The 26,948-nt window shown below is 54.9% G+C and carries 21 protein-coding genes; 15 read left to right on the top strand and 6 right to left on the bottom strand.

What is annotated here, in order from left to right:
- The first annotated feature begins 170 nt into the window (after positions 1-170).
- From glgC to glgP, 6 genes are all read left to right on the top strand, one after another.
- Positions 171-1,436 (top strand): glucose-1-phosphate adenylyltransferase, encoded by a 1,266-nt coding sequence (gene glgC / locus ACAM27_RS11310; protein ID WP_369611973.1) that lies wholly within the window; start codon positions 171-173, stop codon positions 1,434-1,436.
- On the top strand, positions 1,426-3,138 hold the full coding sequence (locus tag ACAM27_RS11305) for a glycoside hydrolase (protein ID WP_369611972.1): 1,713 nt from the start codon (positions 1,426-1,428) through the stop codon (positions 3,136-3,138). Before glgC ends, ACAM27_RS11305 begins: the two co-directional genes overlap by 11 nt.
- The gene (gene malQ / locus ACAM27_RS11300; RefSeq protein ID WP_369611971.1) at positions 3,135-4,607 is read left to right on the top strand and encodes a 4-alpha-glucanotransferase; all 1,473 of its coding nucleotides are present in this window, start codon (positions 3,135-3,137) and stop codon (positions 4,605-4,607) included. The genes ACAM27_RS11305 and malQ overlap by 4 nt, the downstream gene beginning before the upstream one ends.
- Positions 4,608-4,712: 105 nt before the next feature.
- Positions 4,713-5,075, top strand: coding sequence for a PilZ domain-containing protein (locus ACAM27_RS11295; RefSeq protein ID WP_014421476.1), 363 nt, complete (start codon positions 4,713-4,715; stop codon positions 5,073-5,075).
- 42 nt (positions 5,076-5,117) lie between these two features.
- Entirely contained in the window at positions 5,118-5,888 is a 771-nt protein-coding gene (locus tag ACAM27_RS11290; protein WP_226610921.1) for an SDR family NAD(P)-dependent oxidoreductase, read from the top strand.
- Positions 5,889-5,922: 34 nt separating this feature from the next.
- Positions 5,923-8,406, top strand: coding sequence for an alpha-glucan family phosphorylase (glgP, locus tag ACAM27_RS11285; protein WP_369612879.1), 2,484 nt, complete (start codon positions 5,923-5,925; stop codon positions 8,404-8,406).
- Here the strand turns inward: glgP and ACAM27_RS11280 are convergent, their stop codons facing one another.
- Positions 8,407-9,825, bottom strand: a complete 1,419-nt coding sequence (locus ACAM27_RS11280) for a TrkH family potassium uptake protein (RefSeq protein ID WP_011784915.1) — start codon at positions 9,823-9,825, stop codon at positions 8,407-8,409.
- Positions 9,826-10,076: 251 nt separating this feature from the next.
- Between ACAM27_RS11280 and ACAM27_RS11275 the strand changes: the two genes are divergently transcribed.
- On the top strand, positions 10,077-10,616 hold the full coding sequence (locus ACAM27_RS11275; protein WP_011784914.1) for a porin family protein: 540 nt from the start codon (positions 10,077-10,079) through the stop codon (positions 10,614-10,616).
- A gap of 49 nt (positions 10,617-10,665) precedes the next feature.
- Here the strand turns inward: ACAM27_RS11275 and nhaD are convergent, their stop codons facing one another.
- Positions 10,666-11,919 (bottom strand): sodium:proton antiporter NhaD, encoded by a 1,254-nt coding sequence (gene nhaD, locus ACAM27_RS11270; RefSeq protein ID WP_011784913.1) that lies wholly within the window; start codon positions 11,917-11,919, stop codon positions 10,666-10,668.
- 171 nt (positions 11,920-12,090) lie between these two features.
- Here nhaD and ACAM27_RS11265 point away from each other — a divergent pair, with 171 nt between their 5' ends.
- Entirely contained in the window at positions 12,091-12,618 is a 528-nt protein-coding gene (locus ACAM27_RS11265) for a hypothetical protein (protein ID WP_113880062.1), read from the top strand.
- Between the two features lie 112 nt (positions 12,619-12,730).
- Here the strand turns inward: ACAM27_RS11265 and ACAM27_RS11260 are convergent, their stop codons facing one another.
- Both ACAM27_RS11260 and ACAM27_RS11255 read right to left on the bottom strand, forming a co-directional pair.
- On the bottom strand, positions 12,731-14,056 hold the full coding sequence (locus ACAM27_RS11260; protein WP_369611970.1) for an ATP-binding protein: 1,326 nt from the start codon (positions 14,054-14,056) through the stop codon (positions 12,731-12,733).
- Positions 14,046-14,711, bottom strand: coding sequence for a response regulator (locus ACAM27_RS11255; protein ID WP_369611969.1), 666 nt, complete (start codon positions 14,709-14,711; stop codon positions 14,046-14,048). Before ACAM27_RS11255 ends, ACAM27_RS11260 begins: the two co-directional genes overlap by 11 nt.
- Before the next feature lie 167 nt (positions 14,712-14,878).
- Here ACAM27_RS11255 and ACAM27_RS11250 point away from each other — a divergent pair, with 167 nt between their 5' ends.
- From ACAM27_RS11250 to ACAM27_RS11220, 7 genes are all read left to right on the top strand, one after another.
- Complete coding sequence (locus ACAM27_RS11250; protein WP_369611968.1) at positions 14,879-16,195, top strand: ferric reductase-like transmembrane domain-containing protein; 1,317 nt, start codon at positions 14,879-14,881, stop codon at positions 16,193-16,195.
- 76 nt (positions 16,196-16,271) lie between these two features.
- Positions 16,272-16,652, top strand: coding sequence for a PepSY domain-containing protein (locus tag ACAM27_RS11245; RefSeq protein WP_369611967.1), 381 nt, complete (start codon positions 16,272-16,274; stop codon positions 16,650-16,652).
- A gap of 54 nt (positions 16,653-16,706) precedes the next feature.
- Positions 16,707-17,180, top strand: a complete 474-nt coding sequence (locus ACAM27_RS11240; RefSeq protein WP_369611966.1) for a DUF2271 domain-containing protein — start codon at positions 16,707-16,709, stop codon at positions 17,178-17,180.
- Positions 17,181-17,199: 19 nt separating this feature from the next.
- Positions 17,200-19,419, top strand: a complete 2,220-nt coding sequence (locus tag ACAM27_RS11235; RefSeq protein WP_369611965.1) for a PepSY domain-containing protein — start codon at positions 17,200-17,202, stop codon at positions 19,417-19,419.
- Between the two features lie 537 nt (positions 19,420-19,956).
- Positions 19,957-20,343, top strand: a complete 387-nt coding sequence (locus ACAM27_RS11230; protein ID WP_369611964.1) for a hypothetical protein — start codon at positions 19,957-19,959, stop codon at positions 20,341-20,343.
- Complete coding sequence (locus tag ACAM27_RS11225) at positions 20,343-20,498, top strand: hypothetical protein (protein ID WP_369611963.1); 156 nt, start codon at positions 20,343-20,345, stop codon at positions 20,496-20,498. The genes ACAM27_RS11230 and ACAM27_RS11225 overlap by 1 nt, the downstream gene beginning before the upstream one ends.
- A gap of 613 nt (positions 20,499-21,111) precedes the next feature.
- Positions 21,112-22,428, top strand: a complete 1,317-nt coding sequence (locus ACAM27_RS11220) for an IS1380 family transposase (RefSeq protein ID WP_369611962.1) — start codon at positions 21,112-21,114, stop codon at positions 22,426-22,428.
- Between the two features lie 289 nt (positions 22,429-22,717).
- On the opposite strand, the gene ACAM27_RS11215 is transcribed toward ACAM27_RS11220, so the two are convergent.
- Together ACAM27_RS11215 and ACAM27_RS11210 are read right to left on the bottom strand one after the other, a co-directional pair.
- Entirely contained in the window at positions 22,718-25,777 is a 3,060-nt protein-coding gene (locus tag ACAM27_RS11215; RefSeq protein WP_369611961.1) for an efflux RND transporter permease subunit, read from the bottom strand.
- Entirely contained in the window at positions 25,777-26,841 is a 1,065-nt protein-coding gene (locus ACAM27_RS11210; protein ID WP_369611960.1) for an efflux RND transporter periplasmic adaptor subunit, read from the bottom strand. Before ACAM27_RS11210 ends, ACAM27_RS11215 begins: the two co-directional genes overlap by 1 nt.
- Positions 26,842-26,948: the final 107 nt, after the last annotated feature.

The raw sequence follows: 26,948 nt of genomic DNA, 5'->3' as shown, positions 1-26,948 counted from the left end.
AGATTCCTGAATAAAAGTGGAAACCAGAGGTTAGACCATCAATCGTTTTTGCGTTTGTACAAAATATGACCTAAGACAATTGTACGTCATAATTCAATGATAGTGTTTTTCTGCAAGAGCAAACGTCAAATTTATGTCGGCGCGTATCCGGTTTAAACAGGGAAGCTGCTATGCAAACCGCCAAGCGTTTCGTCAGTCGTCTTACTCGTCAAACCCTGGCCCTGGTGCTGGCTGGCGGCAGGGGCTCACGGCTTCACGACCTCACAAAATGGCGAGCCAAGCCCGCCGTTCCCTTCGGGGGTAAATTCAGGATTATCGATTTCCCGTTGTCCAACTGCATCAACTCCGGCATTGGCCAGGTAGGCGTCATCACCCAGTACAAATCCCACTCACTGATACGTCACATTCAGCGCGGCTGGGGATTCCTGAGGGGGGAGCTGGATGAATTTGTGGAACTGTTGCCGGCCCAGCAGCGCATTGAGACCTCCTGGTACGAGGGCACAGCAGACGCCGTGCTGCAGAACCTGGATATTATTCGCAGCCACCAGCCTGAGTACGTGCTGATTCTGGCGGGTGACCATGTCTACAAAATGGATTACGGCACCATGCTGGCTGCCCATGTGGAGCAGGAGGCGGACATTACCGTGGGCTGTATTGAGGTACCCGTTGAAGAAGCCTCGGCGTTCGGGGTGATGTCGGTAGATGAGAATTTCCGCATTACCGAATTCGAGGAAAAGCCGAACCATCCCAAGGCCATACCTGGTAAACCTGGTACAGCATTGGTATCGATGGGTATTTACGTGTTCAGCACGAAAGTTCTGTTTGATGAGCTGCTGCGGGATCACAAGATGGATGGTAAATCCTCCCATGATTTCGGCAAGGATATTATTCCTTCGGTGATCAAGCGCCTTCGGGTGGCGGCTTTCCCGTTCCGGGACCCGGTCAACAACAAGGTGGCATACTGGCGCGATGTCGGAACCATCGATTCTCTGTGGCAGGCCAACCTGGAACTGATCGGCATCAGCCCGGAACTGAATCTGTACGATTCGGACTGGCCGATCTGGACCTACCAGGAACAGTTACCGCCGGCCAAGTTCGTGTTCGATGATGACAACCGTCGGGGCACGGCCGTCGATTCCATGGTGGCCGGCGGCTGCATCGTTTCTGGCGCTCACGTTCGCCACTCGCTGTTATTCTCCCAGGTTCGGGTTCATTCCTTCAGTGAGGTGGAGGACTCTGTCATCTTCCCGGACGTGGACATTGGACGCGATTGCCACATTCGCAAAGCGGTGATTGACCGCGGCTGCCGGATTCCGGAAGGCACCCGGGTTGGTTTTGATCGGACAGCAGACGAAAAACGCTTCCACGTGTCGTCTAAAGGTGTTGTGCTGATCACTCCCGAGATGCTCGGGCAGGATTATCCCCATGGCCTCTGACAGCCGCACACCGGTGGTACTTTGCTGGCATATGCACCAGCCGGATTATCAGGATCACAGCAATGGGCAGCTCCTGTTCCCCTGGGTCTATCTGCACTGCATCAAGGATTATGTGGACATGGCTGCGCACCTGGAAGCCCACCCGGATGCCCGTGCGGTGGTGAACTTCGCGCCGGTGCTGCTGGAACAGATTGAGACCTATCTGTACCACATTGAGCGATGGCGCCATGGAGGGCAAACCATCGGCGATCCTCTGCTCGCGGCTCTGGTTGATCCGGCGCTGCCGGAACCTGGCTCACCGGCATTTCTGGATTTAATGGAAAAGTGCCTGAGGGCAAACGCCGAGCGGATTATCAAGCGTTTTCCCGCCTATGCCCGGTTGGCGGAAGTGGCCGAACTATACCGAACCCGGCCCGACATTCAGCGCTATCTTTCTACCCAGTTTCTTGCCGATCTGCTGGTGTGGTACCACTTGGGCTGGATGGCGGAAACCGTTCGCCGCAAACATGGCGTGGTACAAAGCCTTCAGGAAAAGGCCCATCAGTACACACTGGACGATCGCAAGGCATTGCTGGACGTGATCGCAGAATTGATGGCCAGCATAGGTCCGCGCTACCGCCACCTGGCGCATACCGGCCAGGTGGAACTGGCCATGAGCCCCTGGGCCCATCCCATCGTGCCCCTGTTGCTGGATTTCAGTGCCGCCCGAGAAGCGATGCCAGACATCGCGCTTCCGGAGCATGACCACTATCCAGGGGGGAAAGAGCGGGCCATCTGGCATCTGGCCGAGGGTAGGCGAGCCTTCAAGCGCTTCTTTGGCACCGAACCAGCGGGTTGTTGGGCCTCTGAAGGTGGGTTGAGCCAGGCCACGCTGCTGTTGCTTGGCGAGCAAGGCTTTCGATGGACCGCTTCCGGTGATTCAGTCATCAATAACAGCATCAACAAGGCCAGGACGAACAAATCCTTGCCTGAAGATGCCAGCATCCATCATCCATACCGGTTTAATGATGCCAATGTAACCGCTTTTTTTCGTGACGATGGATTATCGGATCTGATTGGTTTTACCTATGCCGACTGGCACGCCAGGGACGCGGTTGGCGACCTGGTGCATCACATGGAAAACATCGCCAGAGAAGACAAGAAACCGGTGATCTCAGTGATTCTGGACGGCGAGAATGCCTGGGAGTACTACCCGGAGAACGGCTTCCATTTTCTTGACGAGCTGTACCGGGTGCTTGAGAAACACCCGAAACTGCGACTGACCACTTATTCGACCCTTCAGGAAGAGCATTACTCAGAGCCTGTGCAACTCCCGGAACTGGTGGCTGGAAGCTGGATTTATGGAACCTTTTCCACCTGGATAGGCGATCCCGACAAAAACCGGGCCTGGGACCTGCTGTGCGAGGCCAAGCAGCATTTTGACCGGGCGCTGGATAATGACTCCCTCAACACAGATCAGAAGCAGGCGGCCACACATCAGCTCGGATTGTGTGAAGGCTCGGACTGGTTCTGGTGGTTTGGCGATTACAACCCGGCAGCGGTGGTTCGGGATTTCGAGCAGCTGTATCGCCGGCACCTGGCCAACCTGTATGAGCGTATTGGCTACCCGGCGCCGTCCAGCCTGTTCCAGCCCCTGAGCCAGGGTGGAGGGGAGCCCGCCAAGGGCGGTGCCATGCGGCCGGGGCATGAGGCCGATTCATGACTGTAGAAATGCCATCCAATCCGGTTTTGGCAAGGCGGCGTGCCGGTGTGCTGTTGCACCCGACCGCATTACCTGGCGTTTCCGGCAAGTTGGGCGCGGCTGCCCGGCAGTTTGTGGATGTTCTGGCCGAGGCGGGCATCACGGTGTGGCAGACCCTGCCATTGGGGCCCACTCATGCAGACCTTTCGCCGTATCAGTCGCTCTCGGCCCATGCCGGAAACCCCGTTCTGATCGACCTGGTGGAACTGGTGGCCCCCGGTCTTCTCGACAGCCAGGAACTTACCGCCTTTACCCGTACCGAAGCCCTGGAACATGCCAGCCAGCGATTCCATACCGGTCGCTATCGTGAGTCAGAAACCCTCAACGCACAGGCCTACCAGAATTTTCTGGAGCATCATCAGTGGCTGGATGATTTTGCGCTTTTCATGACAGCCAGAGAGGCGTTTCCAGGCGTGAACTGGCTGGACTGGCCTGAAGACTTGCGCGATCACAAGCCGACTGCCCTGAAAGCCCTCAGAGAATCCCACCAAAGTACACTGGAACGGGTATGCCTGGAGCAGTACCTGTTTTTCGTACAATGGACAGCGTTGCGTCATTATGCGGCCGAGCGGGGCATCTGGCTGTTTGGGGACATTCCCATTTTCGTCGCTCACGACAGCGCCGATGTCTGGGCCGCACCCCACCTGTACAAGCTTGATGGTGAAGGTAAGCCCAGAGTGGTTGCCGGGGTGCCCCCGGACTATTTCTCCCCCGAGGGTCAGCACTGGGGAAACCCGCTATTCGACTGGCAGCGAATGGCGGAGGACCGATATCACTGGTGGGTGGAGCGCCTGGCCAGCCAGCAGGAACGGTTCGATCTCCTTAGAATTGACCATTTCCGGGGGCTGCAGGCTTACTGGGAGATTCCGGCGGAGAATCCGCGCCCGGTCGATGGCTACTGGGTGCCGGGCCCGGCCGATGATTTTCTGGAAACCTGCTTCCGGGAGTTACCCCGTTTGCCGCTGGTTGCCGAGAACCTGGGCATCATCGGGGAAGATGTGGAAGCCCTTCGACACCGTTTCCGGTTACCGGGTATGACCGTCATACAATTCGGTTTTGATGGCAGCGCCGCCAACCCCCATCTATTGCATAACCACAAGGAATGGGATCTGGTGTATACCGGCACCCACGACAATGACACCACACTGGGCTGGTACCAGAGCCTGGATGAGCGAACCCGGGAGCATGTTAACCGGTATCTGAGGATTAACGGCCCGGATATGCCATGGCCCGTGATACAGGCTGCGATGGGCTCGGTATCACGACTGGTGATCGTCCCGATACAGGATCTTCTTGCTCTCGGATCCGAGGCACGCTTCAACACGCCCGGCACGATCCAGGGTAACTGGAAATGGACCTTACCCGAGGATTATCGAGCGAGGATCGACCTGCCAGGGCTGAGAAATATTGTGAACCTATACGGTCGATAGCCGAGTGGTCACCCTCTTGATCAGAATCAAGATGGTTAATATTTGATCAGGTGTAAAGTGGAGGAGTTGCGGTATCCACTCGGCAAGCTGACAGGAGGAAACGGCATGGAACACCGGCTAAGCCAACGCGTAGAAGGCGGGTTGCCCATTCTGGTCTACAAACGTGGCATGCCAGTAGCGACTGGTATGATCCGGGACGCATCCAGGCGTGGTCTGTTTATTGCGACCGATTATTCGGATGTGAGGCTGAACCAGACGATCGAACTGTCCTTCCGGTTTCCGGAACGTTCGGAGCGGGGGCACTGCACGCTGAGCGCCCATGTGGTTAGGACTGATGATGGCGGTCTGGGGGTTGATTTTGACGGCGTTGAGAACGATGCGCTGACAATTTCTGAACTGATTGCCTGCCTGCAGGAACAGGCTTCTACAGACCTTCTTGCCGGGCGAGTTCGCAAGCAAATGCACTGACTTCAATAATGACAACAACTGATTCTGTAAGGGACGACTGACATGGCACGACTTGAAGGAAAAGTAGCTGCGGTAACCGGCGGCGCACTGGGCATTGGCAAAGCAACGGTTGAACGGATGGCAGAAGAGGGCGCTGCCGTTGGCATTCTTGACTGCCTGGATAGCGAAGGCGAGACCCTCGCCAAATCACTCAGCGACAAAGGCTACAAGGTTGGTTACTGGCACTGTGATGTGACCAATGAACAGCAGGTGAAAGCCGCTCTGGACGGAGTGGCCGGGCACTTCGGAGCGCTAAACGTCGTGGTTAGCAATGCCGGCATTTCCGGCGCCAACAAGCCGACCCACGAAGTGACCGAGGAAGAATGGGACAAGGTACAGGCGGTTAACGTAAAAGGGGTGTTTTTCTGCACCAAACACGCCATTCCTCACATGAAGAAGGCCGGCGGCGGCAGCATCATCAATCTGTCTTCCATTTACGGCCTGATCGGCGCGCCGGACGCACCTCCATACCATGCGTCCAAGGGTGCTGTCCGGTTGATGACCAAAACCGATGCGATGCTCTACGCCCCGGACAACATAAGGGTGAATTCCGTGCATCCGGGCTTTATCTGGACCCCGATGGTCGAAAACCACCTGAAAACCACCGGCCAGGATCTGGAAGCTGCCAAGCAGGCCACCGCCGCCTTACATCCTCTTGGCCATATGGGCGAGCCGGACGACATTGCCTGGGGCATTGTTTTCCTCGCCTCTGATGAGTCCAAATTCATGACCGGGAGCGAACTGGTTATCGACGGCGGCTATACCGCGCATTAACGGCTGAAGCCCCATGACTCTGGCCGCGTATACTATGAGGGCCTTGCCAGCACAGCTGTCAGGGCTGATGGCGATTGCACTGGATTTGCAGTGGAGCTGGCACCACGGATGTGATGAGTTGTGGCGGCAGCTCGATGAAGAGATCTGGGAGGCAACCCATAACGCCTGGCTGGTGCTGAACAGCGCTTCGGCAGAACGGCTGCAACAGCTGGCCGAAGACCCCGAATTCCTGGCCCAGTACCAGCAACAACTGAATCGCCATGAAGCCTTCAACCAGTGCCCGACCTGGTATTCTGAAAACTGCGGCAACCAGCTGGCCGGCGGTGTCGCCTGGTTCTGCATGGAGTACGGGGTGTCGGAATCCCTGCCGTTATACAGCGGCGGCCTGGGCGTTCTGGCCGGCGATTTCCTGAAGGCTTCCAGCGATCTGGGTGTGCCGGTCACAGCCGTGGGCTTGCTCTACCAGCAGGGCTATTTCCGGCAGGCCCTGAACGCTGAGGGGGAGCAGCTGGAGTTTCACCCCTATAACGATCCGACCATGCTCCCGGTTACTCCGTTACGGGACAGCAACGGAGAATGGGCAAGGGTAAACGTACCTTTTCCCGGCCGTACAGTTCGCCTGAGGGCCTGGAAAGGACAGGTGGGGCGCTGTGAATTGTTGCTGCTCGACAGCAATGACCCCCGGAATGAGCCCGGCGACCGGGGTATTACCAGCGAACTCTACAGTGGCGATCCGGAAAAACGCCTGCAACAGGAAATGGTGCTTGGAATTGGCGGCTGGCGCTTGTTGGCACAGTTGGGGCGCCAACCCGCTCTGTGCCACATTAACGAAGGCCACAGCGCATTGGCGCTGGTTGAGCGCGCGGTGCACTGGCAACAGCAGAATGAGACCAGTTTTGAAGTGGCGCGGCTGGCAACCAGAGCCACCAACCTTTTTACCACCCACACTTCGGTAGCTGCAGGTTTTGACCGGTTCCCGACGAAACTTGCCCGATTGTACCTGGAGCCCTGGTTGCAGGAGATCGGCCAGTCGCTGGAGACCATACTGACCGTTGCCAATGGCGGTTCAAGCGATTTGAACATGTCGGGGCTTGCGCTGGGTATGAGCGGTCGTTTTAACGGTGTCAGCCAGATTCACAAACAGGTCACTCAATCCATTTTCCAGCCGTGGTTCGGGCGCTGGCCGGCGGCCGATGTGCCAGCAGAATACGTTACCAATGGTGTGCATACCCCGAGCTGGGATTCTCCGGAGGCGGACGAATTATGGACGTCGGCCTGTGGCCAGGACCGCTGGCGACAGCCTATGAAGGACCTTCGCCCGCTGAAAGGGACTAGTGACCATGATCTCTGGCAGATGCGCAGAAACCAGCGACACCGATTGGTGTATTACCTGCGCGCGCGATTGCAGAGCCAGCATTGTGAGCACAACTACGGCAACAGCGAGGAAGCGGCGTGTGGTCTGCTTCTGGATACTGAGTCTCTGACGTTAGGCTTTGCCCGCCGCTTTACCAATTACAAGCGCCCGGACTTACTGCTGACAGATCCGGAACGACTGATCCGACTCCTCAGCAATCGGGACCGGCCCCTGCAGATTGTATTGGCGGGGAAGGCCCACCCCCACGACAACGAAGGCAAGGACATCATCAAACGCTGGAAGCAGTTCACCCGCCTGCCGGAAGTAGAGGGGCGCGTGGTATTCATTGAAGACTACGACATGGCGGTGGCCAGCGAACTGATTCAGGGCGTGGACGTTTGGCTTAATTGCCCGCGCCACCCCTGGGAAGCCTGTGGTACCAGCGGCATGAAGGTGCTGGTAAATGGTGGTCTGAACCTGTCGCAGTATGATGGCTGGTGGGCGGAAGCCTGGCAGCCGGAGCTGGGCTGGGCCATTCGGCCGGGAGCCACCTTCGAGGAGTTGAGCCAGACGGATAAACACGATGAGGCTGATGCCGAAGAACTCTATCAGTTGCTGGAGAATCAGGTTGTACCGGAATTCTACCTGCGTAATGAACAGGGTTTACCGGCCAACTGGCTGGCGAGAGTTCGGGCCAGCATGAACGAATTAACTGCACGATACTCGGCCAACCGCATGGTTCGGGAATATGTCACGGATTTCTATCTGCCCATGGTGGCCCAGGGCGCGGAGCGCACCGCTGTAGGTGCTGACGAACTTGTTTCTGTGAAAGAAACCATAGCCCGACACTGGCCACGCCTGAGGTTTGGCGCAATGGACGCCCGGGAGGAAGGCCAAAAACTGCGTTTCGATCTGGATGTGTATCTGGATGGCCTGAGCCCGGAACTGGTCGCCGTAGAGTTGGTGGCAGAATCCTCAAACTCCGGCCCACGCCTGGTGCAGTCTATGGCGTTCAGCGGGCCACTACAGGAAGCCGAACAGACGTACCGATATTACTGCACGGTGCCACCACGCCCGCTAGAGCATTTCACTCCACGCATCCGCATTCATGAACCCAGGCTAAACCTGCCCCTGGAAGACGCTCACATTCTCTGGCTGCGCTGATCAGCCGCGCCAGAAGCCCGGTGAGAGCACGATCACCACGCTCAGGATTTCCAGACGCCCCATCAGCATGCCCACTGACAGAATCCACTTGGCGGCGTCGGGCAGAGGCGAGAAGTTCCCGGCGGGGCCAATGATATCGCCAAGGCCGGGACCAACGTTGGTCAGTGAGGTGAGGGCGCCGGAAAGGGCAGTGACAAAGTCGAGCTGAAGGGATGCCAGCAACACGGTGATCACCAGCAGACACAACAGGAAGATGAAGGTATAGGCAATCATCGAGGAGATGATTTCATCACTGACGGCACGGCCGTTGTAGTTACGGGTAAATACGGCCCGTGGGTGCAACAGCCGCATTAACTGCTCTCGCAGAATGATCAGCGATAGCTGGAACCGGAAGATTTTCATGCCACCGGCGGTTGAGCCGGAGCAGCCGCCCACAAACATGAGGAAGAAAAACACCACAAAGGCCAGAGGTCCCCAGGCGGAGTAATCTTCAGACGCATAGCCCGTGGTCGTAACAACGGACGTTACATTAAAAAGCGTGGCTGCGTAATTGTGAATCGGATCGAAGGGTACCGGGGAGACCCACCAGCGATAGAGCGTGAGCATGGCCGGCACCGCGAACAGAATCCCCAGGAACAGACGAACCTGCTGGTCACGGAACAGAACCCCGTGCTGGCCGTGCATTTCCCGCACAAACAGGAAGAACGGCAAGCTTCCGATGATCATGAAAAAGGTGGCTTCCAGCAGGATAAGGTCGCTGAACTTACCCATGGACAGGTCTGAGGTTGAAAAGCCGCCTGTGGCAATGCTGGTCAGGCCATGGTTGAACGCGTCAAACAGAGACATACCAGACAGCCAATAGGTGACAACCGCAACCACGGAAAACACCAGATACACCAACAGCAGGCCCCGGCTGAGAGTCTTCATGCGTGGCAGAGCCTTTTCCGTCCACTCAGACGATTCGGTAGCGAACAGGCGCATCCCGCCCACTCGCAGGAAAGGCAGTACGGCAACGAACATGCCGATAATCCCGATACCGCCCAGCCACTGAAGGATCGAGCGCCAGAGCAGCAGATCCTTGTCCATCGTGTCCAGGCCGGTGAACACAGTAGCCCCCGTGGTGGTGATACCGGAAGTGCCCTCAAAAAACGCATCCGCCGCCGAGATGTCGTTATCGCTCAGGTAAAAGGGAAGGGCAGAGAGAAGGGCGATGACAAACCAGCTGGAGACGGTGAGCACGAACATATAGCGAGGTTTCAGTTCGCGGGGTTCACGGTAGGTCAGCAACAGCCCCAGAACACCAAGCACGCAAACAATAGCCGCCGATTCGGCAAACGCGATGGCATTGGGTGCACCGGAAGGGGTGGCAGCCAACAGCAGTACCGGTAACGTCATGAAAACACTCAGAAGTATAAACATGACGCTGACAATGAAGACGACAGGGGCTAGGTTTCTCAAGGCACGCTCAAGCCAGCTGACAAAAAGACGGCGTCAGCATACCCGCGGGCTTGCTCAACCGCAAGGAAACAGGCCCCGGACAGAAGTATTAACCCGGAATTAAATCGACGTAAAAAATGGGTAAATACGGAACGCACCTATGGCGGGAATCGTCGGACTGATGCACGTTTACTGTCAGGCCGTGAAGGCCTGTATGAACAGGGAGAAAGACTATGAAGACCACAAGAAAGGTTCTTGTTGCATCAACTGCCTTCGCCGGGCTGGCCCTGGCTGGGCTTGCTTCTGCCCAGGATATGTATAAATCCGGTGTTGGCGGGCTCTACGCCGGCCTGAATTACACCTTCATGGAAACCGATTTCGATGGCCTGGCAGAAGCCGACACCGGCACCTTGTCTGGCAAGGTCGGCGTTATGGCCACGGACTATTTCGGTGTTGAGGCCCGAGCGGGCTTTGGTGTGGATGACGATCGGATTGCCGGCGTTGACGTTAAAATCGACAACTTCTTCGGTGGTTACGGCACGGTGAACGTGGTGAACGAGAGCCCGGTAACACCCTACGCTGTTTTCGGTTTCACTCGTATTGAAGCTGAGGCAGGCTCAGTGGAAGACGATGATTCCGATTTTTCGTACGGTGCTGGCCTGAATGTGAAGTTCGCCAAGAACCTGTCAGGCAACCTCGAATACATGCGTTACTACGATGACGATGATATTACCGTAGACGGCATCGGCCTGGGCGTTCAGGTCAACTTCTGACGATGAGATAACCAATGCCTGCGGGGCGGGACCTCGCAGGCTTTCGACGTTAGCCGTTCATCACAGAGCCAAGCAGAATGACCCCGGCATAGCCCACTGTGTACGCGGCCAGAAGGTGTAACGCGTACTTCAGGTACGCCGCGAAAGTAAGCCCCTCAATTTTGCTCATGGCTACAATTCCCGCCGCAGAACCGATTACCAGCAACGAACCGCCGACGCCAACGGCATAGGTTAGCCCCATCCATTCCCCGGGGCTCATGTCGATACCGGACTTCAGCAGTGCGGCCGTTAAAGGCACGTTATCGATGACCGCGGAGAAAATGCCCATCAGATAGTTGGCGTACACCGGCGGCATGACATCATAGATTGCCACCAGTGAATCCAGAGCATGAATTTCCTTTAGCATACCCACCAGAAGCAGGATCCCCAGGAAGAACAGCAGGGTTTCAAACTCGATAACCCGGATGTATTCGAGAATCGGGTCCAGATCCGAGTCGTCGCTCATGAAGCGGGACACCAGGAACATGATGGAAAGACCAAAAAGGAAGGTCAGCACTGGCGGAATACTGAATAACGCGTTGCCAGTAATGGTGGCAATGATTGTAACCAGAAACAGGCCCGCGATTACCGCGTCTACGGTTCGGACTTCATTGGAACTGGCTTTCAGGGTAACGGTGCCGGACAGACCGCCAGAAAGAAGCACGGCCAGCAAAAACACCGTGATTGAAGCGGGAATGGCCAGTGTCAGCAGCGTCAGGATTTCCACTTTGTCTGCCAGGAAGATCATCAGCGTGGTGACATCGCCGGTGATCAGTGAAACGCCGCCGGAGTTCACTGCAAATACAACCAAAACAATAAATTGTAACCGTTTCTTCAGATCCAGGTTTAAAGAGAGAATCAGGGAGCAGGAAACCAGTGTTGCTGTGATGTTATCGGCCAGGGAAGAAAACACGAAGCAGAACAGACCGGTCAGAAACAGCAATCGCCGCTCGGTGACCTGACGAGGCATGATCAGGTAGATCATGTTTTCGATCATGCCTTTCTTGTTCAGGTAGGCCACAAATGTCATCGCCGCCACCAGAAACAGCCATAACCCGGCGATCTCGGCAATGCTTTCCGAAAGGCCAGAGGAAACTGCAGCGGTTTCGTCTACACCGGAACTGAACAGAAACAGGAGAACCCAGCTGAGCGTGCCAAAGAACAGTGTGGTTTTCGCCTTGTTGACGTGAATGACTTCTTCAAAGATGACGCCGAGCAGCGCCAAGATGGCAACAGCAATCAGAACAGCTTCAAGAATCGGCATTTTGGAATCCTGAACCCCGGGGAAGATTAGGCAGCGATTCTAAACCCATTAGCGGGAGCCTCCAAGATTAGTAAACTACGGAACACTGCCTATACTTGAATCTGACGCACATCAAAAGGGCATTCGCTCTTTCTGTTATTGATGGAACAGCCACAACGGGGAGAGAAAGTCATGAAACACAGTTTGAGAACGCTGGTCTGTGCCACCCTGATTTCGCTGCCACTCGCTACCTTTGCCCAGGGTGGATCCGGGCAGGGCAGTCAGGCAGGAATGATGAACCAGGAACGGATTCAGCAAATGCAGCAGAATATGGATCGAATGAACCAGACCATGCAGCAGATGCAGAATGCGACGACCAGAGAAGAACGCCAACGCCTGCGGCAGGAACATATGGAGCACATGCAGGAACACCTGCAGATTATGCGAGAGTCCGGAATGGGTCCAGGCATGATGGGCCAGGGCGCGGGAATGATGGGGCAAGGCATGGGAATGAACGGCCAGGGCCCCGGCATGGGCAACCGAAATCCTGGTCAGGGCCAGATGAAGAATCAGGGGCCTGGCAACAGCGGTCAGGGAATGCGGCAAGGCAACCCGGCCATGAGCGAAGATCAGCGGCTGCAGCGCATGGAACAACGCATGGACCAGATGCAGTTGATGATGGAACAGATGCTCCAGAATCAGCGCCAGGGAAACCAGTAACGCCGAAAATGAATTAAACCGTGCCTTAAGCGGCCGAAGCGAGATTACGTTTACTGGTGGCGCGCATCAAGAGCACAGAAGATGCTCGTCAGCAGCACAATGTCGGTGAGTGTCAGATACATGCCAGGCTCAGCTCCGCTTCAAAACCAGCCTGCCGTCCTGTTGCCGGCGATCTGAGATGCAAGGTCATGCCGGCACCTTTCGCAATCGCATCGGCAATCGCGAGGCCCAAACCAGATCCCGCGACGCCCGTATGGGCGCGTGCAAACCGGTTTCTTAAAAGAGCGAGCTGTTCAGGTGGCACCCTTTCACCACCATTGGAAATTCTTAGAACGCCATTATCGTTCAGGTTGATCTCCACCGGCTCGCTACGGGAGCCATGCTTAAGCGCATTCTCGATCAGGTTACGCACCAGGATGGCGAAGGCGTCGGGATCAAGAAAGGAGTTCACTTCGCGCTCCGGCAAGGATAAAACAAATCGCCCGGGTGCCTGGGCCTCAAAATCCCGGACTATCATCGCGAGGATGGGGGCAAGATCCTTCTGGCTTTGTGAAAGTGCACCGCCGCCTTCGGCTTTTGCCAATTCGAGCAGTTTTCCGGACAGCACAGACAGCCTGCGTAACGCTTCTTCAATTTCTGCAATATCGTTCTTCAGGTGATCATCGGGCACTCTGGTTTTAAGCCGCTGCACTTTGGCCAGCGCTGTTGCGAGAGGTGTCCGCAGTTCATGGGCACTGTTGGCCGTAAAGCTCCGTTCCGATTCAAGCGCACGGTGTAATCGCTCAAGCAGCCGGTTGACGGCAACAGCGATTGGTTCAAATTCATTGGGTAGCTGGCCCTCTGCAACAGGGGAAAGGTCTCCTGCACCTCGGGATTCAATGTCTTGCTGAAAATCGACCACCTTGCGAAGGGAAAGCCGGACAATCCACCAGACACTCAACAGGCTGACTGGAATCAGCACCAGTAAAGGCAACAGTAAGGCTAACCCCGCCTCCAGAGCGGATTCACGCCGGTGCGCCAGGGGTTCGGCCACTTCAAGATAGATGGTATTGCTGACTGCAGATACGCCATATAGCCGGTGGGTCAGCGTATCTGAAAACCCCTCCGCGGGGGTTCTGCTAAACACGCCAGGGTCGGCATCGTGGGACTGTAGAAGAATGTTTCCATGTTGATCCCGTACCAGATAAGTCAGATATTCGTCATGGTCTTTCAGGGCCGGGGCCTTTTGATTGCCCGCTCCATTCTCCCGGTTCAGGATGTCGGTGACCGCCAGGGGCAATATTCGCTGGGCGGTTTCTTCCAGGGCGCTGTCAAAAACCTCGTTCATTTTGTGCTGCGCCACCAGTCCCGAAGCGGTCACGCCTAGCAGCCAGAGCAGGGTGACGCCAAGCGTCAGGCCGATACCGAGTGTTTTTTGCAGACTTGTTCTAGTGGCCATGTGTTTCCAGGCGATAGCCCATTCCCCTGACAGTTACGATAGCGTTCCGCCCCAGCTTTTTACGCAGACGGCTGACATAAACTTCGATGGTGTTACTTTCGATTTCGGCCCCAAAGGCGTAAAGACGATCCTCCAGTTGCGATCGGGATAAAAGCATTCCGGGTCGCTGGATAAAGCCCTCGAACAAGGCCCACTCCCGTGACGTAAGTTCTACCGGTAGCCCGTTGCGACTGATGCGGTGAGCGCCAAGATCAATCACCAGTTCGCCCACTTGTACGGTCGGGCTTGGATTGCCCCGATATCGGCGAGCTACCGCGGCCACGCGGGCCGACAACTCCGAAAGATCAAAGGGTTTGACCAGGTAGTCGTCAGCACCGGCATTTAATCCTTCAATCCGGTCAGACACCTGATCCCTGGCCGTAAGAATGATCACCGGTGTTGTTATTCCGATAGCCCGGAGTGTTCGTAAAAAGCCCAAGCCATGGCCGTCGGGCAGCATAAGGTCCAGCAGAATCAGGTCGTAGGTTGTGGTCCTGACACTCGCCTCGGCAAAGCCGAGCGTTTGCACCCAGTCCACGGCGTGGCCGTCGTCGGCAATCTGATCCCGGACCGACTCGCCCAACCCCACGGTATCCTCCACCAAAAGTACCCGCATCGTTCACCTCTGACCCAGCCCTGGAACCAAGATACTACAGCTCAAACCTGACAACAGCCTGAATGGTCAATAACGCTTCGATCTCTCTGCAGCGGCCTTCAGCTGGCTGTCAGGTTTGGACGCTAGCCTTCGAGGAAATATTCCAGGTACCGATCGCAGGAGATGTGATGATGCGGATGATCTTTCCTTTCGTTGTGTTGGTTTCGGTCCTATGGGCCTGGAGCCTTTTTGCAGGTCCTGGGGCCGGTTCTCCCTGGGCAGTCTATGACCAGAGCCTGCTGCTCAGTGGGCTGTTATCCATTGCTTTGATGTCACTGACCATGATGCTGGCACTGCGCCCAGCCTGGTTGGAGAGACCGCTGGGCGGGTTGGATCAGATCTATCGCACCCACAAATGGGCAGGCATTCTGGCCGTGGTATTCGCGGCCGCTCATTGGCTGATTGAAATGGGTGACGATGTAATAGAGTCGATTTTCGGAAAGGCCGCCAAGCTGCACGATCAGGATTATTCCGGGTTCATCGAAACCATGCGCGATGCGGCGGAAGAGGTAGGGGAGTTCGCCGTCTATCTGCTGTTCGCCATGCTGCTGATCACCTTGTTGCGCAAGTTCCCCTACAGATACTGGCGCTATTTGCATCGCGGTATGCCGGTGCTTTATCTGTTGCTCGCTTTCCACGCGGCGTGGCTGACTCCGCTGCAATGGTGGCAGCAGCCAATCGGACTACTGATGGCCATTTTGCTCTTTGGCGGCAGCATCGCCAGCGGGCTGTCTCTGACCGGCAGAGTTGGCCGTCGTCGCCAGGTTTGCGGCACCGTCACCGCGATCAAAACACCGGGCCGGGACGTCACCGAAGTTACTTGCCACATGGAGCCTGCATGGCCCGGTCACCGTGCGGGGCAATTCGCCTTTGTGACCTTCGAGCGACGAGAGGGCGCGCACCCATTCACGATTGCCAGTGCCGATCGGGAAAATGGCACGGTTACGTTCATCATTAAATCGCTCGGCGACTTCACCCGCAATCTGAGCCAAAAACTCAGAGTGGGGCAAACCGTGAAGATAGAAGGCCCTTACGGCTGCTTTAACTTCGAGCGCCGCAACCGAAAATCCCACCAGATCTGGATAGCCGGTGGCATCGGGATCACGCCGTTCCTGGCCTGGCTCGAAGATCTTGCCAGCGCAACCGACGTCACCGTGCCTGAAGCCGATCTGCATTATTGCACGCGCAACGCCGACCAGGACCCCATGGTGGATCGACTTCGGGCTCTTTGCGATGGCTTTCCCGGGATTCACCTTGAGATTCATGACAGCAGCAAGGCGCAGGCGTTGTCTGCCGAGACGTTGACTACCAACGGACGCTCGGCAGCAGGCGCAGAGGTCTGGTTCTGCGGCCCCGTGGGATTGGGGCAAGCCATAGGAAAAGGCTTGCACGCGGCGCCCTTCCGCCGGACTCGCTTCCATAAAGAGGCTTTTCAGTTCCGCTGAAATAGCCTCGCTTATTCAGGTCGTTGTCAGGTTAGCGCCTTAAAGTGGATTTAACGCAACCAGCAGGAGAGACACCATGAAGACGAACCCCGTTATTTTAAGCCTGTCTTTTTTACTTCTCAGTGGCGCCGCACTTGCAGATGACGACTGCAATGATCCGGTGGCGAATTGGCAGCCCCGTGAAAACCTGCGTGAAAAACTGGAAGCAGAAGGCTGGACAGTTCACCGAATAAAGGTTGACGACGGTTGTTATGAAGTCAGGGGCCTCGACGCCAAGGGGGTCAGCGCAGAAGCCTCCTTCGCGCCCGCTTCACTGATCATGATGAAGTGGGAGCGTGAAGATAGTGACGATGAGGAGAGGGGCCACGGCAACAGGAAAAATGGACAGAGCAATCCCAAAAGTCAGGCGCCAAGCAACGGCATCGTCAAGGGTCGCCCCACCGTTTCCGTTGAGTAACTGATTGAATTTGGCCTATTCATTTAACGCTCATCAGGTTTTCGGAGACCATTTATGAAAACGTTTGTTCTCACTTTCAGCCTTTTTGCAGCCCTTGTTTTACCGGCATTCGCCAAGGCCCGCGACGTGACCTTCACTACGGAACTACAGAATTACGGTGGCGATGGAGCCTATCTGGCTCTGTATCTTACCGATGCTGCCGGAGAGTATCAGGGTACCCTTTGGGTTTCCGGGAAGAAATCTAAATACTACAAACACCTGGGAGGATGGGCCCGCGGCAGTCGGCTTGATCCGGCAGAGTACGATGGCTTGACCGGTGCCAGTGTCACCAGTGGCCGCACGTTGAAAATCACTCTTAACCTAGATGATTCGCTGATCGACAACGGTTATGAGGTTCGGGTCGACTCTGCCGTTGAGGATATGCGCGATATTCGAGCTGATGTCATAGCCCCCCTGACCACTGAAGGTTCCGGGAAGCCGGTTTCCGGGCGCGGTTACGTGCGCGCTCTTACCTACGAGCTTCAATAATCCACCGGGAGCATCGACTATGTTGCGCAAGTTCCACAGCTTACCGGGCCTGCTTGCTGGCTTGTTTCTGATGGCTCTCTCAGTCACGGGTGCTGTGTTGGCTTTGGCGCCGGTGCTGGAAAGAGCCTCAGCGGTCATTCCGGCTTCCGGTGAAATCAGTATCGCCGAACTGGCTGACCGGGTTGTTGCTCACTATCCCGGGACTGAGCAGATCGTGCGAGAGCCTTCCGGCAAGATCATCGTCTATTACAGCCATGACGGCCAGGCCGGTGCGGATCTGGTGAATCCGGTAACAGGTGAGGGCACGGCACCCTACGAACCTTCCGCATTTTTTGGCTGGGTCAAGAACCTGCACCGTGCGTTTATGCTTGATGATGCCGGTAGGGCGCTTGCCGGCGTATTAGCTGCTTTGATGGTACTTCTGTGCCTTTCGGGAATACTGTTGATAGCCCGGCGTACCGGGGGTTGGAAGAATATATTAAGACCGCTTTCCGGCTCAGGCGGGAAACGAATCCATGCCGAGCTGGCCCGGTTTGCCGTGCTCGGCCTACTGTTATCCGCACTGACCGGTAGCTATATGTCGGCACAGCGCTTTGGTTTGCTGCCGGAAGCGCCTGACACAGGGCCAGGGTTTCCGGCTGAGGTCTCGGGCGGGCAACCATCGCCTGTGGGCACCTTAAAAGCACTGGGCAATTTCGACCTTGGCGAACTCCGGGAACTGGTGTTTCCCTATCCCGGTGATCCGCAGGATGTCTATTCGCTGTCAACCGCCGGCGGCTCCGGATTCGTGGACCAGGCTACGGGCGAGTTGCTGCAGTTCCAGCCGCGCTCTGACAGCGGCGTATTGCAGGACTGGATTGTGCGTTTGCACACCGGTGAAGGCCTATGGTGGCTGGGCCTGATTCTTGGCGCTACGGCACTGACCGTGCCAGCTCTCTCGATAACAGGTGCAACCATCTGGTGGCAGCGTCGCCGGTCTTCAGGGCAGCTTCCTGCCAACGCCGATGCCGCTCAGGCGGATACAATTATTCTGGTCGGCTCCGAAGGTAATGCCACCTGGGGATTTGCCCGGGAACTCCATAGCAGCCTGAACAAGGCCGGTTTCCGCGTGCATTGCAGCGAGATGAATGCCCTGGCTAAGCAGTATCCGCAGGCTTCCAGGCTGTTCGTGTTGACTTCGACATACGGCGATGGTGATGCACCCGCATCGGCCCGGCAGTTTATGGCCAGGCTCAAAGACTTCCGGGCTGAGAAGAACCTGCGATACACGGTGCTGGGTTTTGGTGACCGGCAGTTTCCGAACTTCTGTCAGTTTGCCTTGTCGGTGGATGCTGCGCTCGCCGGTAAAGGCGTCAGCCGTTTGCACGCCATTGAACTGATTGATCGGTGTTCTGCCTCGCAATTCAGTGAGTGGGGAAACCGGGTTGGTGAGGTTATCGGTACTCCGCTTTTCTTGAACTACTGTGCATTGCAGCCAGCAACGGTCAAACTGGAACTGGTAGAAAGGGCGGATTACGGGATTGCGGTTCAGGCACCAACCAGTATCTTCCGGTTCAAACCGGCGGAGCAGGGCGGATGGCTAACGGCTTTTCCAAGAAGATTTAAAGCGCTGCCACCGTTCGAGGCGGGAGACCTTTTGGGGGTTATTCCCCCACACGGTCAACCCCCGCGGTTCTACTCGCTCGCCTCCTCGGCTAATGACGAAATTGTTGAGATATGCGTCCGTAAGCAGGCCGGCGGTCTTTGCTCCGGTTATTTGCATGACCTCAAGCCGGGTAATTGTATCGATGGCTTCATCCGCCCCAATCCAGGCTTTCGGCCAGCTACCGGTAACCGACCAGTTATTCTTGTCGGTGCAGGTGCCGGGATTGGTCCGTTAACCGGTTTCATCAGAAACAATACCAGATGCAACCCTATGTATCTGTACTGGGGCGGTCGCGATGCCGGGTCAGATTTTCTCTACCAACCTGAGCTTGGGCGCTATCTTGAGGATCATCGACTGAGCGGGCTGAACACAGCATTCTCAAGAACAGACGAGCGCGCCTACGTGCAGGATAAGCTCAAACAGGATGAATTAGCGGTGCGGCAGATGGTCAACACCGGTGCGCAGATATTGGTCTGTGGTGGCCGGGATATGGCAGCGGCCGTGCGGCAGGTTATAGAAGACATTCTCAAACCACTGCACATCGATATTGAAACTCTGAGAGGCCAGGGACGTTATCTTGAAGATGTATATTGACAGATAAAGTGACAAGGTCGAACTGAGCCTATAATCCCAAAGCACCAAATCGCGTCCTTAGCAGGAGGCTAAAACATGCCACCCACAGAAAATGAAAGACTGCTGAGCGAACATCAGCCTAATGCCGTTCGTGCACGGCTGTTGGTCCCGTTAAGGCGTCGACGCTACCAGACGCTGTACTTGGCGGCATTGATGGCTGCGTCACAACATTTGCAGTTGTATCGGGGGCCTTCGGTGCTGGCTTCCAGTGGTGAATACCTAATTTAACATAATATACATTATGCGCAGTTTGACATCAGTTCAACTAACGTTATTACGGATTTTATCTTTGGGCTCTCTCCTCGCATCCGAGCGGCTTACCAGGAACTTATCCGACGAGCAAAACCGGCCATGCACGCGCTCACTCCCGAACAGTTCACCCACCTGTTAGGTGTTATCCAATAGCATCGATACCCGGGAAAGAACACGGCGCCGGTTCGGATCAGCTTCAAGCTTGGACTGCGAGTACAGGAAATTGCGCTTCTCCAGATCAAAGACGTGGCCGAACTCGGCCCTGAAGGTTCTGGTCAGCGCTCTTTTAAACCTTTTAAACTTAAGGAAATCCTGGCGTTGCCTGCGGCTTACACTAAAGGTGCTGATGCGTTGAAGCGATCCAAATCCACGTACCAGCGGCGTCAAATCAGTTTTAGTGTTCACGATTTTCACCAGCTTGTTCAGCGGATTGAAACCATGGCCAAGGCCAGCGCCGAGATCAAACCGGAAGATTTTTATCCTGAGGTCAAAAAGCATCGTGGTAAATCGCGGGATCTTCCAATGAAGGAAGCCTCTATTCCCCCAATACTCTCCAGGAACACTTTGCCCACCTGCAGAGGCATTGGGCAGGCATTGAGAGAGCCAGCTCCCACAGTGGGCGGAGGATTTTAATGACCAATATCATTCATGAACAAAAGAAGTCAGTTAAAGTCGCGCAAAAAATCGCTGGGCAGGCCTCACCATCAACCACGCTCATTTACGAAGAACCTCCCGAGGAGTCACTGAAGGAACCGCTGCAAGATGCCGGGTACAAATATGTTGGTTAGTACGGCAACCGAACCAACTTTAAAGAGTAGTTGTTATTATTGTTCAACCACCTCAAATGCACCCTGGTTTGCGTACCTGATGGGTTATATTTTTCAGCCCATTTGTTATGTGTCTTGTTGATAGCGCCGGACACCGACAGCCGCCCTGCTCCCTCCAGATCAGGACTCATATTCCGAATCTGGCCAACCAAACGTAGATTTCATGGCTATTGGGGATGCATTGATGCCTGGATGCAAAGTTGGGTTTGGTCGCAAAGCGAACATTCGGGTTTGGGGTTAACTCCCGGCTCACGCGCTGAAGTTCCCCGATACACATGACACACACCAGCCTCTTTAGGAATTGTCCGCTGTAACGGGGTAGAACCCATCCTTGTACGAAGGCCTCTAGTTTAGATAATCCCTACTAAAATCCGACTGAACAAATGGTAACGGCGGTCATTTGGTCGCGTCTCTCAAAATGATATCCAAACATTCTAGAGTGCTATCGATTTCTTCTTTAGTCCTGAATCCGTGAGTTCAACCGGCTGAAACTGTATCCAAAGCCTGCAATAACAAAGCCTTGGGCGATATAATAGCACCTGACATCCATTCGCCCAGTCAGTGCATTTAGTTCATGCGTACTTTCACTCTCCAGCAATCCCGAACCGAAGTCTATACACCCCACGGCGGACTGGCCCCGGTGGGCCACTGCCTGAACCGGCACACGTCGCTGATCAAAACCGCTCGCACAGTCGTCAAGCGGCACGGTATTCCGAACATTGAGCTGATCCGCACCTACCTGGGCCTGATCACGCTGGGCAAGAGCGATTTCGAGGCGGCCGAGCCGGTACGAACAGATCCGTTCTTCAAATCGGCGATGGGCATCAAGCAGTCGCCATCTTCAGCCCGTTTGCGCCAGCGATTTGATGAAGATGCCCAAGCCCTGACGCCATTGCTGGAGGATGCCAGCGTTGAATTTCTTCAGTCCGTCGACGCGCCGGTGTCACCACTGGCGATGGGCCATGTTGCCCTGGATATGGATGTCTTTCCCATGGACAACAGCCAGACCCATAAAGAGGGTGTCAGCTACACCTACAAGGGTTACGACGGCTATGCACCCATTGCCGCGTATCTGGGCCAGGAAGGCTGGTGCCTGGGTTGCGAGCTACGCCCTGGCAGCCAGCACGCCAATAACGGTTTTCTGGATACCCTCAAACGGGTTTTGCCCCGGGCCCGGTCACTGACGGACAAGCCCATCCTGCTGCGTCTGGACAGTGCACACGATGCCCGTGACAATCGCGACTTCCTGCGCGAGCAGGACCAGATCGACTTCCTGATCAAGTGGAACCCTCGCAAGCAGGATCCCTTGGCTCGGGCAAACAAGGCCCAGGCCAAGGAAGTCTGGTCGCTGGACCGCGACGGCAAGATGGAAGCGGTTCTGTCAGAAGACCTTCCCGATGAACCCGGCCTGCGTCGCATCGTCAAGGTCACCGTTCGCACCAGCGATGCCTCCGGTCAGCTGTACCTGGAGCCAGAAGTTAGCATCGAAGGCTGGATTACTTCCTTACCAGTCGACGAGGTCAGTGACCAACAAGTCATGGCGCTGTACAGCGACCATGCCACCAGTGAACAATTTCACAGCGAGTTCAAGACCGACCTGGACCTGGAGCGCCTGCCCTCCGGCAAGTTCGACACCAACAACCTGGTCATGGCCTTCGCCACCATGGGTTACAACGTGCTGCGCTGGATGGGCCTGAGACTGACCGCCCCAGATGCGCCAGTGCGCCATCCGGCCAAGCGCCGCCGCCTGAGAACGGTGATGCAGGAACTGATGACCATGGCCTGCCGCCTGGTGCACAGCGGCCGGCAGTGGATTCTGCGCTTTGGTCGGCACTGTCCGGGCTTTGCCGTTTACCGCGACCTCTATGGAAGCCTTGCCGCCTCCGGTTAAGCAAGTCCGACAACAGCCGCTACCTTAAAGCCACCCGGAAAACCAGCCCGGGGGGCAACCCGCTATTGCCTGACGACCAGAAGTTGATCAAAACGCGCCCAAATTTGGCCGCTGATCGACGTCAGACTGCACGTTCCGGCATTATCAACCTGCTTTTGACCAAGTGATGGCTCCTGTTAGCGCCGATGGCGCTTTGCGGAGTATACTGGCCTGCAAAGTCACTGATTCAGGTTTAAGTTATAATTAGGACCTATGAATCGATAAACATTCATTACCATGGCATTTGCTCTCATGTATCTCTGCGGCTCTGACTAGGTATTCGATATAGCATTGCGTAAAGCGCTGGAACAAATATCAACGTGGCGACAGTGCCAAGCGAGACCCCACCAATCAGAACGTATGCAAGAGGCCCCCAAAAGCTATCCACTGTAAGTGGAATAAAAGCCAATACCGCAGCCAGTGCAGTCAGAACGACTGGCCGGGACCTTTGAACCCCAGCCTCAATGACAGCGTTTCGAATCTGCATGCCAGAGCTGACATTGTCAGAGACCTGCTGGGTCAGAATTAGCGTGTTGCGCATTAGAATGCCGGCAAGACCTATAATCCCAAGCGTGGCCACGAACCCAAATGGTTGGCTAAACATCAACATCGCAGCTACAGCGCCAATCAAACCTAACGGTGCGGTGAGTAATACAACGAATGTTCCTCTGAAAGAACGCATCTGCAGCATCACGAATATCAGCATCAAGACAATCATTAGAGGTTGCAGAACCTGAATCGATTCCTCGCCTTTTGCAGATTGCTCAACGGCACCGCCAATTTGGAGAGAATAACCTGCAGGAAGCCGCTCGCGGAGATCCGACAAATTCGCCCAAACGTCGGCAGTGACATCTTTCGCTTGTGCTCCACGGACATCGGCGTTGACGGAAATGAACAACTCTCTGTTATATCGCCTTATGACCGGTTCCTCATAGACGACATCGACTTCGCCGATCTGGTTAAAAGAAATTCGACGCCCATCTTTGCTCACAATCTCCAGATCCTGGATTTGCTCAGCATCCTCAGCTTGAGCTCGACCTATTGCTGGGACCAAACGGATACCGTCTCGCAACGTTGTTAATGTCAATCCAGATAGTTGGAACTGAAGCTGATAAGAAACGTCTTCTGGCGTCAATCCAAACAGTCGGAGTTGGTCGGTGTCGAAGACCAGGTTCAGAGCGGGAGTCCGCTCATCCCAGTCAAGATGGCTGTTTTCGGTATTGGGATGCTCAGAAATAACGTCCCGAACTCTTCTCGCAAGTGTGCGCAACTCATTAGCTTCGGGGCCCAAGACTCGGATATTGACTGGCCAATCAACGGGCGGGCCGTAGAGAAGTGTCTCAACCCTTATCCTCGCTTCAGGAAAGAGGCCATCGGCAACGCTGCTGCGAAGCAACGCAATTAAACTGTCTCGGGCCTTCACATCCTCCGCAACCATAACTAACTTCGCAAATGCGCTGCTTGGTTGCTCGGGATTGGCTGAGATAAAGAACCTAGGAGCGCCAGCGCCAACGAAAGTGGACATCGATCTGATGCCACTTGCACCTTCCACCAGATCTTCAACCTTTTTGGCTGTTTGGTTAGTTACATCAATAGAGGTCCCCTGAGGGTGATAAATGCTAACGAGCACCTCAGGGCGATCAGATCTTGGAAAAAACTGTTTTTGAACCGGACCTATTAAGCCAATAACTGAGACGATAAGCAGGAAAAAAGTCGTGAGTACCACCGATTTTCGGTGGGCCAGAGATCCAGTTATGACCTTTCTAAGAACTCGATAGGGTCGGGAAGAATAAGCATCACTTTCGTTATTGTGAGTCTTTGGCATGCTATCTGGAAGAAACTTCACGCCGAGATAGGGCGTGAAATAAACCGCAACCAGCCAAGAAAGTATAAGTGCTATTGCTAGCACCCAAAAAATGTTACCCGCATACTCTCCGACACTTGACTGAGCAAATCCTATAGGAACAAAGCCAGCAACTGTAACCAGAGTACCGAAAAGCATTGGAGCTGCGGTCACGTTCCAAGCATGAGCAGCAGCTCGCACCTTATCCCAACCTTCCTCCAATTTCACGATCATCATCTCTATAGCAATGATCGCGTCATCGACCAGAAGCCCTAGGGCAATGATCAAGGCACCAAGAGTGATTCTGTCGAGGTTGATACCCAGCGTCAGCATGACAACAAAGGAGAGCCCAAGAGTTATCGGAATCGCGATCCCTACAACAACTCCCGCTCGAAGCCCGACGGCAAACATAGTTACTGCCATCACCACAAGAACGGCAATGAGAAACTTGACTTGGAAGAGATTGACAGCGTCCGAAATCGCTTCTTCTTGGTTCGTCAGCACGTCAAGCTCCATACCAAGAGGCAAGTTAGCCCTTTCTCTTTCCCAGAATTCCCTCAAACGTTTACCGAACTCCAATCCATTCTCGCCACCTTGCATAACCACCCCGATAAGCAGCGCATCCTCCCCAAAAGAGCGAACGAGGTAGTTTGGGGGATCTTCATATCCTCTATAGACGTTGGCGATGTCATCAAGTTGAACCAGTTGATTTCCAATTTTGATTGGTACCTCTCGCATTGCCTGGAGATTTGAGAGATCACTATTCAATCGGAGATATACTTTGGGTCCATCCGTAACAATGTGACCTGAGGGTAAAAGCCGGTTGAAGCCATTAATCGCCTCGACTACGTCAGGCAGGGATAACCCGAGCCCTTGTAGCTTGCTCATGTCAAAATCAACGAAAACTCTTTCCGGACGCTCTCCAAGAATTTCCGCCTTTTTGACCCCTGGGACGCGCTGTACCCGATCTCTGATCTCTTCAACGTCTCTGACGAGTTCTCTTAACGGCATCCCTGAGGCAGTCAGTGCTGCGAGAGTGAAATAAACATCGCCAAAGTCCTCGTTTACGATGGGGCCGATTACGCCTTCCGGCAGTGAGCCAGCTTCATCCTGCATTCGGCGCCTTACTTGATAGAAGCGGTCGGGAACGTTTTCGGCCTCGGTAAAGTCTTGAAACTCGATTTGAAGGTCGGCTCGACCTTGCCGGACTGTCGTCTCGATTCTATAGAGGTCTTTAACTTCCTGTATTCGCTTTTCTAAGCGGTCTACAACACTATCCTGGAGTTCTTCAGCAGTTGCTCCTGGCCATAAGACCGAAACCACCATGACCCGAACAGTGAAGTCAGGATCTTCAGCGCGTCCAAGGGAATTAAAAGCATATAGGCCCGCGACAAGAGATATAATGATCAGAAACAAGGTAACCGAGCGCTCTCGAACGGCTATTTTGGAGAGGTTAGGGAAAGACATCAGATTTCCCTCTCGCTGAGGGGGCGGACTGCCATTCCAGGCTTGAGAAGGTGTGTTCCCAGAGAAATAACCTCCAGGCCGTCTCTTAGCTCTGGACTAGAGACCCAAGCATACTCCGTTTCTATTTTGTGAATGGAAATGCTGGTTGACAGCGCTTCTCCATTATCAATGGTCCAAATTAGGGGAGTTTCGCCTCTCTCATCAATGGATGAAATTTTGGTTTTGTAGAGAGGTATGTCGGGCTGACTGTCACGAAATTTTGTTTTAACAAGTTGACCATACCTGAGGCCGGGGTACTTTTGGTCAATCGCATATCGTGTCTTCCAAGTACGACTAAGAGGATCCGCAGCTCCCGCAACTTCTCTTCGCTTCAACGCAATCGCAACACCATCGACGATAAGCTCACCAGACTCTGGCGGATATCGGTCAGAGGGAAAATCAACTTCAACTTCAGGCTGTGCATCCGTGGCAAATTTCGCAACAGTTTGACCAGCGCTTACAACTTCTCCTGGCTCCCCGAAGGCATCCAGAATGAAGCCGTCGCTGTCAGACTTGAGCACACCGTAGTCCAGGGCATTCAGAGCTTGGCTCAGCTCGGCCTCGGCAGCATCGCGCTGGTTCTCTGCCTCTTTTAGAGCCAGCAATGTCCGTTGATATTCCCGACGACTTTTATAGCCTTGTTCAATCAGCTGACTGTCTTGTGAAAATTCGTTTTCAGCAAGCTCTAAGGTTGCTTCTGCTGCCTTCAACCTTGCCCGGGAAGTAACCACAGATTGACGAAGGTCTCGAAGGTCAAGCGCGAAAAGAACATCACCTTTCCTGATTGACTGACCTGCATCGACCAATCGCCGATCGATTTTGCCGCCAACCTGAAATGCTAGCTCCACTTCGTGACGGGCTTTTACTGTTCCCGTCAAACTGAAGAATGAATCAGAGGCCTCCACTAACGTGGTGGTTTGTACCCAACGATGTGCACTCGATTCCCCTTCCGCTGGGCCTCCTGAATTCTGGCTGCAGCCGGAAAAGAGACTCACGATTGCGAGGCTGAAAAAAACCTTTTTCATCGACACTTCCTCGGTAACATGTTGTTTTTATGCTATTTTTATCGGTGGGGACGAAGTCCAAAGCAACACAGCGGTTGTTGAGAACACAGGGAGGCTGCGCTAACACT

It is taken from the genome of Marinobacter sp. RI1, from assembly GCF_041155085.1.
Taxonomy (GTDB): Bacteria; Pseudomonadota; Gammaproteobacteria; order Pseudomonadales; family Oleiphilaceae; genus Marinobacter; species Marinobacter nauticus.
This window is presented reverse-complemented; position numbering and strand designations above follow the sequence as displayed.